This is a genomic window from Mesorhizobium sp. M1396 (assembly GCF_040317725.1).
Lineage (GTDB): Bacteria > Pseudomonadota > Alphaproteobacteria > Rhizobiales > Rhizobiaceae > Mesorhizobium.
On sequence record NZ_JAMYLA010000004.1, the window covers coordinates 159,305 to 171,324 of the forward strand.

The following is a 12,020-nucleotide window of genomic DNA, read 5'->3' on the forward strand; positions in this document are numbered from 1 at the left end:
TCTTCTGGTTCGAGTCGTTCTCGGGCGGAGGCCCGCGGCTGTTCGACTTGTCGTGAACTTTTGCTTTTTCTTGCTGCTGACCACGATTCTGCTTGTCGCTGGACATGTCCCTTTTGCTGCCGAAGCGAGGGACCCCGACATCACTCAGACCGTTCTCCTTGATCTGATGAAGGCGATCTGGTGGGCCGCGGGCGCGAGTGTTGTCGTAAGCGCCGTGCGTCTCTTCCTGATTTTCGAGGGGAATTCGAAGGAAGGACGCCTGCTCCAGGACCTGGTGGTGGCAATTGTCTATATTGGATCATTCCTGTCGATCAGCGCTATGTCTTCGGGATACCCGTTGGCACGCTCATTGCGACCTCGGGCGCATTTGCAATCATTCTTGGACTTGCGCTTCAAAGTACGCTGAATGACCTGTTCTCCGGAATTGCCCTGAAACTCGGTCATCCCTACACCGTGGGAGACTGGATCTTTCTGGACGCCGGTACACAGGGCAAGCTGATCGAGACCAATTGGCGTTCGACGCACTTGGTCAATTCGGCCAACGATCTCGTCGTTATTCCAAACAGCGCCCTCGCCAAAGCGATATTCATAAACCTCAGCAGCCCTTCCCACAGTCACGGCAAAAAGCTCAAGGTTCGCGTCACGCTTGACAAGTCGCCGGTAACGATCGAGGCGGTGCTCCGCACCGCATTGGCCAGCAGCAATCTCATTGCCAGAGAGCCGCCCACATCGACACGCGTAACGGGTCTGAGCCGGGAGGTCGTCGAAGTCGAACTGAGTTTCAGTGTGAGTTCGTTGAGCCTCTCCGATGCGGCGCAATCTGAGATATTCGACCTCATCTACCGCCATCTGAAGGCGGCCGGCCTCTCGCTTGCACCGGAGCCTGGCGAAGGCTCTACGGGGAAAGGAAGCAGGACTACGCCAGAACACCACCCGAGTTCGGCGTGGCGACTTCTGAATGCCATCAACCTTTTCGCCGCGCTCACCGAAGATGAAAAGGGAGCGCTTGCGGCCTCGATGACCCGTCTAACTTTCCAGCAGGGCTCCACCATTGTGGAGCGCGGCACGAAGATGGCCTCGCTTTATATCATCAGAAGCGGCGTTGCGATTGTTGAGGGGAAGGACGGCTCGAAGCACGAAGACGCGCGAAAGCTATCCCCGGGCGACTTCATTGGAGAAGTTGGTGTGTTGATGGCAGCAGCCGAGAGAGCCTCCATCCGGGCTGCAACCTTCGTCGTCGTCTATGAGATTTCCAAGGAGCGTATCGCGGCGCTCTTAAGTGACAGACCCGCCATTGCTGATGAGCTCGGGACGATCGTCGCCAAACACACGGACCTTGCAGCGAACCCCACCGCGGGTCTTCGCAACGCGGAGCACACTGCAACGCTCTCTCAGAAGATCAGAAATCTCCTGCATGCTGAACCTCCGCACGGTTCGTGAGCAGTATGTGCCAATACCGACGCCGCCTGCCCACGTAACAAGACTTAACAGCACTTAACTCGCCTAACGGATTGCCAATTTGCATTTTCCCGTCGGGCAGCCGCCGGAAATTCACTCGCTCAAACCAAAAAGGAAACGCAGATGCGAAAGACACTCGAAACCTCCAAAACAGAAACTGTTGAAGCGAACGGCATCCATTTCGCCTATCGTCGGCTCGGTCCGGAAACCGGCGTTCCGCTCGTCCTCCTTCAGCATTTCACGGGCACGATGGATGCCTGGGATCCCAAGGTCGTCAACGCGCTTGCGACCGAACGTCCGGTAATCGTCTTTAATAACACCGGCGTCGGGACATCCACGGGCGAAGTCCCTGATAATGTGGAGCAGATGGCGTATGACGCCGAGGCCTTCATTGTCGCCGTCGGCCTGAAGGAAGTGGATCTACTCGGCTTCTCGCTCGGTGGGTTCCTTGCTCAAATCATGGCACCGCGGTCGACCATCAACGTTCGCAAGCTGATCGTTGCCGGATCAGCGCCCAAGGGCGGCGAGGAGCATCTGTTACAGGTCGTCGAAGAGGCTTTCTCGAAAAATGCACGCGATGTCCGCCTTCCGCTGTTCTTCACGCCCACAAAGGCAAGCCAGGCCGCAGGCGCTGCCTTCGTCGATCGTGCGGCCGCCCGCAAGGAGGATCGTGATCCGGACAGTGGCGAGAATGTCAGCAATCCGCAGGCGAAGGCGATCATCGGCTGGTGTGCAGAGAAGGATGAAGCTCACGCCTCGCTGAGGGCGATCAAGCAGCCCACGCTTATTGTTCACGGCAGCGACGACACGATGTTTCCATCGATCAACGCCTACCAGATGTTCAAAAACATGAGCGATGGCACGCTGATTATTTATCCCGACTCGGGTCACGGGGCACTGTTCCAGTACTCCGAAACGTTCGTCGCCCACGTAAGCACTTTCCTCGACGCCTGATCAGTCAATTTCAAAGGACATTTCAATGAATTCGCTCGCACAGAAGATTGTCGACGCCCATGGCGGGCTCGAAACCTGGAACAGGTTTACAAGCCTGACCGCGCATCTGACACAGGGAGGCGCCCTGTGGGTGCTCAAGGGTCATGCCGGCAAGCTTGACGAAACGAATGTGACCGTCGGCTTGCGCGATGAGTGGGCCTCCCATCATCCGTTCGGTCCCGACGGCAAGGTCTCGCAATTCCGGCCGGGCAAGGTCGAGATCCAGGACAGCTCGGGCAACGTCGTTGAAGAGCTCAGCGATCCGCGCGCATCGTTCGCAGGACACACCCTCGAGACGCCATGGTCCGAGCCGCAGCTTGCTTATTTCGCGGGCATTGCGATGTGGACATACCTGAACATGCCGTTTGTGCTCGCCCAGCCTGGCGTCGTCAGCGAACAGTTCGAAGACTGGACGGAAAAGGGTGAGACCTGGAACCGGCTGAAAGTCACCTTCCCGAAGGAAATCGCCACGCACAGCACCGTGCAGACACTTTACGTCGATGCTGACGGCCTTCTGAAGCGGCATGACTATGATGTCGAGATTGCCGGAAACACGCCGGGCGCCCATTACATTTCGGGCTACACGACAGTTTCAGGCCTGAAGTTCCCGACTGAGCGTCGCATTTTCCCGCGTCAGACCGACGGAAATTCTCTGTCGGAACCTCTCGTAGTGTCGATCGACCTTTCGGATATCGAGCTGCGCTGAACAGCTTGGGCGACGTATCGCGCCGCCCTCAAATCAATGATTGAGGAAACAGAGATGTTCGTCCCACAAATTGGCTTGGGAGCGGCGAAGCTGGCTCTCGCTGCTGCCGAGGAAAAAGCCGCTGCGATCGGGGTACGATCCACAATCGTTGTTCTCGATCACGGCGGAGAACTTGTCGGAATGGCGCGCATGGACGGCGCCTGGCCTGGCGCCTTCGACGTCGCGGTCGGAAAGGCTCAGACCTCACGCTCGTTCCACGCGCCTTCTGCGGCGTTCGTTCCCATGATCCAGCCCGGGGCTGCGTTGTTTTCGATCGGTAATGCGGCAGGAGGCAAATACGTGATTCTAGGTGGTGGTCTACCCATCGAGATCGACGGACATGTGGCCGGCGCGATCGGTGTGAGCGGAGGCACGGTCGAGCAGGACACGGCTGTTGCCGAAGCGGCGCTCGCAACCATCAAATCATCAAAAGAAAGGAAGTAACAGTGACCAATCTAGTCGAAACCGCAATCGAGGCGCATGGCGGAATGGAGCGATTTTCTCGTTTCTCGTTCCTGACGGCAAAGCTTCATCAGGGTGGCGTTCTCTGGGGTCTCAAGGGCAAAGCGACCGTTCTCGAAGATTGCCATGTCAAAGTCGATCTGAAGCGGGAATGGGTTTCGCATTGGCCGTTCTCCCCGACCAATAACAAGTCGGCATTTACCCCTGACCGCGTTACCATCGAAACGCCGGCGGGCGAAGTCGTTGAGGAGCTTCTCAACCCGCGCGCGTCGTTCGACGGCTATGAAATGGAAACCCACTGGAGCAATCCGCAGGTCGCCTATTTTTCCGGTTACACAATGTGGACCTATCTCACCTCACCGTTCATTCTGAAACAGCCAGGGGTCGTTTCGGAGGAGGTCGAGAGCTGGAACGAAAACGGCGAGACCTGGCGCCGGCTCCGCGTGACTTTCCCCGCCTCCATCGCAACCCACAGCACGGTGCAGAGCTTCTACTTCAATGCCGATGGAATTCTCGTTCGCCACGACTACGAGGTAGATATCCAGGGCAAAAACGCCGCGGCCCGCTATTTGACGGACCCGGTGAAGGTCGAAGGCATAACGTTGCCGTCAAAGATGAGAATTTTCCCGCGTCAGCCCGACAACACGCCTTTGTCTGAGCCGCTAATCGTGTCGGTCGATTTGTCCGGTTTCCACTTTGAATGACGTCTACGGAGGGGCTTTGGAAACAAAGCCCCTGTGGCGCGCACAGGCCATTTGCGGCCTCGGGCCGCTACCCGAACGCCGGACAGGCATATCCCGAATGCTCCAATAACCTGTGCTTCCCGGGCCTTCCACTTCGGATTGCAGATAATTCCATTCACTTCCAGGGAGGCCCCGGTGACATCGATCGGCTACTTCAAAAATCTTCCCGCAGACGATCCCGAAGCGATCGTGGTCATCGAGATCGAAAAGCCTTCGAGCTATCACTTTCAGGTACCTGACAGCAGCAGCAATTCTGAAATATGACAGTCTCGGTTCAAATGAGGAGCGTGTTTTGAAAATTGGGCGATCGGAAGTATACCGCGTTCAGGAATATGAGGGCCTCGGCTTTCCCCCCAAGTATCACCTGCCCGCTTGGACAGCAGAGGCCGTCGCCAAACACGCGGACTGGATGATACCCCGTTATTACGCGCCGGAACACGAGCGCCTCATCGGATCCGTCCACAGTTGGATTGTCCGGACATCCGGGATCACCGTGCTCGTCGACACCTGCTCGGGGAACGGAAAGGAACGGCCGCACACGCCGTTCTTCTCGATGCTGGAGACGTCCTATCTCGAACACTTCGCAGCTACGGGAATCGCACCGGAAGACGTGGACTATGTTCTCTGCACGCATCTGCATGTCGATCATGTCGGATGGAACACCTACGAGCATCTGGGGCGCTGGATTCCGACATTCCCGAATGCGAAATACCTGGTTTCCCGCATTGAGTTTGAATTTCTCGCCGAGCATGAGGCCGAGCTCGAAGACAACGCCCGGATTTTTGCAGACTCTATCAAGCCTTTAATTGAAACCGGACAGCTTCTCCTTCTTGACCCTCCTTTCGAGCTTGCGGAAGGCGTATTCATCGAACCGGCTCCCGGCCATACGCCCGGTCACGTTTTGCTTCGAGTACAGGAGTCAGACGGCGATTTGATCTTCGTCGGGGACATACTTCATCACCCTATCCAGGTTTGGTATCCGGACTGGAACAGTCACGCTTGCCGAGATGGTGAACAAGCTACTCAGACCAGACGTAGCCTCTTGGAACACTGCAGCGGAACGTCGACGACACTGCTCCCTGGCCATTTTGCGGCACCCTATTGCTGCCAAGTCGGTGGAAAATCAGGCCTCGGCTACGAATGTATCTTCGTGGCAGACGACGAATAAACCGGCTTGAGGCTGCCTCGAAGTTGGCAAAAGGAAGTGCCACTTGCACCGGTTGACAGTGACCGGTGTAACAAGGCGCTGTGCCTCGGTCGGCTTCGGGCCGGCGGCGGTTGTTCCTGTTGCAGCGTATGCCCTGACCGAATTTTTAGGTCCGCTGGTCTGGCGTGGATTCTTACGCTTCGCACAACCAAGCGGATGTGACCCTGTACACGAGTGTAGCTTTCCTGAAAGGGGTAATACTGATAGCCGTGAGGCTTCACCCGGTCCTGTTTCCTCGTTCGTTTGAGCAGAGCAGGCATCATCTCGAAACGCACCACGCGATGGCGCCGAAGACATACGAAGGTAGCAGTGGAGTTGATAATTCTTCGATTTGCTGAATTCGAGCTCGACATTCAACAACGCCGACTTCTCAAAGACGGAGCGTTGATCCGGCTAGGATCTCGGGCCTTTGACCTGCTCACGGCGCTTGTCTTGCGAGCAAACCAGGTGATTGCGAAAGAAGATCTCATTCGAGAAGTCTGGCCAAACACTACCGTATCCGAAGGCGCGTTGCGGGTGCATATGGCTTCGCTTCGCAAGGCACTAGGCCTCGGCTCACCATGTCCCTTCCTCAGGCACGTTGCCAATCAGGGCTATATCTTCGAGGTTAACGTCGAAGAGCGCGGGGTCGACCCGAAAAACCCCCGGCGCGCAGACTTGGCCGGCTTGCCAGCGTTCGCCATGAACGTGATTGGCCGACGCGGGTTCGTCGAGAGTTGTCTGGCCGTCCTCGACAAAGGTGTGCTAACAATCGTTGGCCCAGGTGGCATCGGCAAGACGACCGTCGCTTCCTTGATTGTCCAAGAGGCGGCGGGCGACTTTGAGAAGATAGTATTTGTCGATCTGGGCGCTCTCGCCGGAGAGGGTCGCATCGCGCTATCTCTGGCCTCGCAGTTCGGGCTCACGTCCTACGGCGACAGCCCTCTTCCGGGCATCATCAAGGCGATCGGCGGACAAAGGGTCCTACTTTTCTTTGACAATTGCGAACACCTTGTCGATGAGGCAGCAAACGTCATCGAAGAGCTAACCCGCAGGGTGCCGAAGGCCCAAATCATTGCAACAAGCCGCGAGCCGCTTCGCATACAATCAGAGACCGTCAGGCGGCTTGGGCCGCTAGAAATGCCAAGTGAGATCGAAGCGGAAGCGTTTCTCACCAAGTTCCCGGCCGTCGAGCTGTTTCTTGAACGCGCGTCTCTGTCCATGGGCGACTCGTGGACAAACAGTCCAGGAGATCTTTCGAACATCGCAACGATCGTTCGCAAACTGGACGGGATCCCCCTAGCCATCGAACTGGCCGCAGCGAGAATCGTCGACCTCGGAATCTCCGCTTTGTTGCAGTCACTAGACAGTCCACTGACGGTTTTGCGTCGGGGACGCCGCACAGCTCCTCCGCGACAGCAGACGCTAAGAGCAACTCTTGATTGGAGTTACAGCTACCTGTCCGAGGACGAAAAGCAGCTTTTGATGCTGCTTTCGAGTTTTGCCCGCGCTTTCAGCTACAACGCCGCCACCGCAATCTCCAGAGACTTTCTTGGGCCGGAGGCTTTCGACGACGCGCTGACCGGTTTGCTTGCTAAGTCGCTGATATCGCAGCGTGAGGCTGGCGGTCAGCTCAAGCTGCTTGAGACGACCAAAGAGTATGCTGGTGTCAAACTGAACGAGACGACCTATGCCGAAGACGTCCGGGGGACACATGCACGGTTTGTCCTTGGTCAATTGCCTGCAACCGAGCAGGATTGGGACAAACAGACGACACATGAGTGGCTGGCAACGCACGGAAGTCTCATTGACGACCTGCGAGCGGGTTTGAAGTGGGCTGATTCAGCAGCCGAGCATCAACTCTTCGTCGATCTGGCGTCCAACTCTGACCTCCTCTGGACCCAGCTCGGGCTTATGGGTGAGCAGTTCCTGGTGGTCCAGCAGGCAATCGAGAAACTTGCGAAAATTGGACAGGATCCGGTTGCCGAAGCGAAGTTGCGCACCGCGTACGGGGCAATCTCCTATAATCTTCACAGCGTCCAAGGCGACGATGACTCCATCCAACAGTTTGAGCTCGCGGCAAAAGCGGCAGAACTCGTCGGCGAGCCCGCTCAAGCTGTGCGGGCCTATAGTGGCATCTGTGCCATTCTGATCGTACAGGGTCGGTATGAGGCCGCCGATAAGCTCACATGGAAAGTCGACAAGGAGTTGGGACTGCCGGCTCGCTCGACGATCGTTCGCATCGCAGCTCATAACTCCCATTATATGGGCCGGAATGACGACGCTGTGCGGTTTGCCCTCGAGGCCATAGACGCAAACGGTGCTCTCAGGAAAGGTACCCGCACAAGCGGCGTACACTTTAGCCAAAGGCATCTTGCGCTTATGGTCATGGCGAAGACGGCATGGATTATGGGTTCCACTGATAGAGCCCTCGCGATTCTCGACGAGCTCCTCGGAGAGGCTGCCGAAATAAATCATGGCGTTTCATCGTGCCTAGTGCTCTCGGTAGGAGCCGTGCCGATGTACCATTGCATGGGCCACACGAACCTTTCTCGTAAATATCTCGATCGCCTGCAGCACGTGTCTGAGACCAACTCGCTATTTCGGTGGAAGGAGTGGGCTGAAAGTTATGAACTCTTAGGCTTTGGAAGGTCCCCCACAAAGGACGCTGATGACGTAATCCGTGATCTCCTGAAGGGTGCTCATGGACCGCGACTGGAGAACACCGTCGTCGTCGCCGGCGGTCGCGCCCCGCAACAGCTTCTCGACCTTGCCATTTCTGGCGAGGCAGGATGGTGCAAGGCGGAACTCTTTCGGCTAAAGGGCGAGCTTTCGGCGCGCAGCGGAGGCGACGGCCGAAACTGGATCAAACGGGGTCTCGAACTCGCCTACCAACAGAAGGCACTACTGTGGCAGCTGCGTTGTGCTACATCACTCGTCGAACTCGAGACGGGACCAGAGCGCGGCGAAGCGCGACGGACACTCGAACAGATCCTCGCCGCCTTTCCGCAGGCCCCGCCTGCTTTGGAGTACACCGCGGCCGCGCAGGTTCTTGCCGCATAGCCAACCCGTTGTTGCCCCATCGCGGCGACCGCAGTACCACGGAGCCCGGCATGCAAACATGCCGAGCCCATTCTCTATCCGGCTGCTGACGCTTAGCTCTTCACGAACGCAAGGAGATCCGGATTGATGACATCTGCGTGCGTCGTTAACATGCCGTGCGGGTAGCCAGAATAAACCTTCAGCGTTCCGTTCTTGACCAATTTGACGGACAGGCGTCCCGCGTCGTCGATTGGAACGACCTGGTCGTCGTCACCGTGCAGAACGAGTGTCGGAATGGTAATCTTCTTTAGGTCTTCCGTTTGATCGGTCTCGGAGAACGCCTTGACACCGTCGTAATGTGCCTTGGCGCTTCCGATCATCCCCTGGCGCCACCAATTCTGCACAACGCCCGGATAAACCTTAGCGTCCGGCCGGTTGAAGCCATAGAACGGTCCAGACGCAACATCGAGGAAGAACTGTGCTCGATTGGCGGCGAGCGCCGAACGGAAGCCGTCAAAGACCTCAATCGGAGTGCCGCCGGGATTGGAGGCAGTCTTAACCATCAGCGGCGGGACCGCACTCACGAGGACAGCCTTGGCGACGCGTCCATTCGGCTGACCGTACTTTGCAACGTAACGCGCGACTTCGCCGCCGCCGGTCGAGTGCCCGATATGAACGGCATTTCGCAAATTGAGATGTTCGACGACAGCCCAGGCGTCTGCAGCGTAGTGGTCCATATCGTGACCATCGCTGACCTGCTGAGATCTGCCGTGGCCGCGACGGTCATGTGCGACGACGCGGTAGCCATTCTTGACGAAGAACAGCATCTGTGCGTCCCAATCGTCGGATGAAAGCGGCCAGCCATGATGGAAGACGATTGGCTGAGCGTCCTTCGGACCCCAATCCTTGTAGAAGATATCGACGCCGTCCTTGGTCTTAACGAATGAATCGGTCATTGGGAATGATCCTTGCTTGTGGTCTGAGGAGGAGGTTTTGGTCGCGGCAAAGACCGGGCTGGCCATTGCAAGCGACAGGGTTGCTCCCGCAAGCAGGGTCTGCCTGCGCGAAAGTTCGAAAGAATGGTTGCGGTTCATCTCCGACTCCTTTGTCGTCGCTCGGTTGGCGGAAACCCGCGACCGTCACGATGGGAGGCAGACTAAAAGGCTGACGTCCGCGCTTATTGTATCTTTCGGCGCAAGTTGATGGGCCCCTCCCCTCGACAGGCCAAGGCACGGCGAAGGCAGCCGGAGGGTATGCTTGGTATTTGGCAGGCGATAGTGGAAGATAACGTCATGTGATGCGAGACATCATCCTATGGTTTAATTCTGGGCGAACCTGAGTTCAATCGTCAAATCGGCAGGCATTCGGCACCTTCGGCGCATTCACGACAAGCCAAAGAGGTTCCAAAATGAATGCCCAAGCAAACATCGCGTCACGCCGAATTCTAGACAACGCTACTTCGGTCGGCACTCCCGACAGCCTCGAAATCGCGGCAATCGTGCCCGCGCAGCAGGATGCACCGGCCTATTTCCCCAACACGGTGGGGAATGTCGTCAATCGGGGCGGCCTGGCTCCTTGGCAACGCAAGAAGGTCGTTGCCTTTATCGAGGAGAACCTGTCTTTGACCATCCGCATTGAGCAGCTGGCCGAGCTTGTCCGATTGAGCATCAGTCACTTTTCCCGCGCCTTCAGACTGACATTCGGTCAGCCACCATATGGATATATCTTGTTGCGCCGGATGAGCTATGCCAAGGAACTGATGATCGGCACCAGTACGTCACTCAGCCAGATCGCTCTCGATTGTGGAATGACCGACCAGGCCCACTTCTGCAAAGTTTTCAAGAAAACCTTCGGTACCTCGCCAAACCGCTGGCGCGGGCCCAATCGCGAGACGGCAATCGCACCGTCGGTCCGCACGGTTCACTGAGTCAGCCCGGGCTCGCCCCACCTCAAGGCCCATCGCCGACCGAACGGCGATGGGCCGTGCTTCGTTCATGACCGAGCCGACGCCGCTGCACATGCCCGTCCAAGTAAGACAAAAGAATCCAAGGACAGCCAGCCGCCCTACGCGAAACGCCCGGCGGCTCCTGCAATCAGACTATCAAGTTTCTGGGCCGCCGTAGGCGTCTTCAAGGCAGCGGATCAATGCATCCGCAAGGACCGGTTTGTGCAGGAGTTCTCGCGCTCCACCCGCCATAGCTTTGCGCCGAATGTTCTCGTCCTGCAAAGCCGTCATCATGACAATCGTAATCGCAGGGCGAAGCGTGCGCACAATCTTCTGGAGCTCGAGACCTGTGATCCCCGGCATATTGACGTCGGTAAGAAGGACAGAAACCTCTTCGACCAGCCCTGAGTCAAGGAACTCGCGGCCGGAGCTGAATGGTATGGCGCGATAACCCATGGATTCAAGGAAACCCGACGTCGCCTCGAGCAACCCTTCATCGTCATCGACGATCGCTACTGATCTCTTGCCGCCAGACACCGTTACGTCCTTCCTCGTCCGGCGGGCTTGGTAAGAATAGCCGCCAGGACGCATCCTCTCAAATACGCGGGCCGGCTTCTTCACGTAATTAAACCAGAGGATGCTTCCATGACGTTTCGATCCAATCCGAGTAGGCGATCAGACCGACGTTCGCTTGTTGAAGCGCTGACGGAAGGGAGAGCCGACCGACCGCGTTACTCGATGGTCAGACCGCAGCCTTGAGGTGCTCTGCCTTGCGCACCAGATCTGCCACGGAGATGGACTTCATTTTCCGCATGACCCTGCTGCGGTGAATTTTCACGGTGATTTCGGTGATACCCAGCTGGTGCGCGATCTGCTTGTTGAACAGTCCGGCAACGACCGCGTCCATCACCTCATGCTCCCGGGGGGTGAGTCCGGCCGCCAGTTCCGCGATTTCAGCTGATGCGGAGGATTCCGCCCGCCTGGTGCGGTCCTGATCTATTGCCAGCGAGACCGCATCGAGGATTTCCTGATCGCGAAATGGTTTCATGAGGAAATCGAGGGCGCCTGCCTTCATCGCCCTCACCGTCATCGGCACATCGCCGTAGCCGGTCATGAAGATGATGGGCATCCTGTTACCCATAGCAGCGAGCTTTGCCTGCAGCTCCAGCCCGCTAGACCCCGGTAACCGAACGTCTAGAACCATGCAGCCCGGGCGATCTGGCAACGACGAGGCCAAAAGATCTGCGGTCGACCCGAAGCCTATGGTTTCAGTGCCTACCGAGCGCAGGATCTCCGCCACGCTTTCGCGCATCCCATCGTCGTCATCGACGATGACCACCAGTGGCGTATCTTTTGCGGCAGCTGCCATGCGTTCCGCCATTACCTTCTGCATCAAATCCCCACGCGGTAGTGCACCGGCGAGCTCGATCAGCGCGAGCGCTAACC

General features: G+C 57.5%; 12 protein-coding genes. 9 read left to right on the forward strand and 3 right to left on the reverse strand.

All coding sequences use genetic code 11. The features are described 5' to 3' along the window. Window positions 1-180 precede the first annotated feature (180 nt). From NKH02_RS04175 to NKH02_RS04210, 8 genes are all read left to right on the forward strand, one after another. On the forward strand, window positions 181-1,440 hold the full coding sequence (locus NKH02_RS04175) for a mechanosensitive ion channel family protein (protein WP_352869845.1): 1,260 nt from the start codon (window positions 181-183) through the stop codon (window positions 1,438-1,440). A gap of 141 nt (window positions 1,441-1,581) precedes the next feature. Next, complete coding sequence (locus NKH02_RS04180) at window positions 1,582-2,412, forward strand: alpha/beta fold hydrolase (RefSeq protein ID WP_352869844.1); 831 nt, start codon at window positions 1,582-1,584, stop codon at window positions 2,410-2,412. 25 nt (window positions 2,413-2,437) lie between these two features. Beyond that, entirely contained in the window at window positions 2,438-3,157 is a 720-nt protein-coding gene (locus tag NKH02_RS04185; protein ID WP_352869842.1) for a hypothetical protein, read from the forward strand. Between the two features lie 54 nt (window positions 3,158-3,211). Further along, the gene (locus NKH02_RS04190; protein WP_352869840.1) at window positions 3,212-3,640 is read left to right on the forward strand and encodes a GlcG/HbpS family heme-binding protein; all 429 of its coding nucleotides are present in this window, start codon (window positions 3,212-3,214) and stop codon (window positions 3,638-3,640) included. 2 nt (window positions 3,641-3,642) lie between these two features. Continuing rightward, complete coding sequence (locus tag NKH02_RS04195) at window positions 3,643-4,362, forward strand: hypothetical protein (RefSeq protein WP_352869839.1); 720 nt, start codon at window positions 3,643-3,645, stop codon at window positions 4,360-4,362. A 174-nt stretch (window positions 4,363-4,536) separates the two neighbouring features. Beyond that, the gene (locus NKH02_RS04200) at window positions 4,537-4,665 is read left to right on the forward strand and encodes a hypothetical protein (RefSeq protein ID WP_352869837.1); all 129 of its coding nucleotides are present in this window, start codon (window positions 4,537-4,539) and stop codon (window positions 4,663-4,665) included. Window positions 4,666-4,693: 28 nt separating this feature from the next. Continuing rightward, complete coding sequence (locus tag NKH02_RS04205; protein ID WP_352869835.1) at window positions 4,694-5,569, forward strand: MBL fold metallo-hydrolase; 876 nt, start codon at window positions 4,694-4,696, stop codon at window positions 5,567-5,569. Between the two features lie 348 nt (window positions 5,570-5,917). Next, window positions 5,918-8,650, forward strand: coding sequence for an ATP-binding protein (locus tag NKH02_RS04210; RefSeq protein ID WP_352876586.1), 2,733 nt, complete (start codon window positions 5,918-5,920; stop codon window positions 8,648-8,650). Between the two features lie 92 nt (window positions 8,651-8,742). Here NKH02_RS04210 and NKH02_RS04215 read toward each other — a convergent pair whose 3' ends face one another. After that, window positions 8,743-9,723 carry an alpha/beta fold hydrolase gene (locus NKH02_RS04215; RefSeq protein WP_352876589.1) on the reverse strand — a complete coding sequence of 327 codons (981 nt, stop codon included), beginning with the start codon at window positions 9,721-9,723 and terminating at the stop codon, window positions 8,743-8,745. Between the two features lie 314 nt (window positions 9,724-10,037). Between NKH02_RS04215 and NKH02_RS04220 the strand changes: the two genes are divergently transcribed. Further along, window positions 10,038-10,556 (forward strand): helix-turn-helix domain-containing protein, encoded by a 519-nt coding sequence (locus NKH02_RS04220; protein ID WP_352869830.1) that lies wholly within the window; start codon window positions 10,038-10,040, stop codon window positions 10,554-10,556. Between the two features lie 174 nt (window positions 10,557-10,730). Here NKH02_RS04220 and NKH02_RS04225 read toward each other — a convergent pair whose 3' ends face one another. Both NKH02_RS04225 and NKH02_RS04230 read right to left on the reverse strand, forming a co-directional pair. Beyond that, window positions 10,731-11,111, reverse strand: a complete 381-nt coding sequence (locus tag NKH02_RS04225) for a response regulator transcription factor (protein ID WP_352869828.1) — start codon at window positions 11,109-11,111, stop codon at window positions 10,731-10,733. Between the two features lie 205 nt (window positions 11,112-11,316). After that, on the reverse strand, window positions 11,317-11,967 hold the full coding sequence (locus NKH02_RS04230; RefSeq protein ID WP_352876592.1) for a response regulator transcription factor: 651 nt from the start codon (window positions 11,965-11,967) through the stop codon (window positions 11,317-11,319). Between the last annotated feature and the right edge of the window lie 53 nt (window positions 11,968-12,020).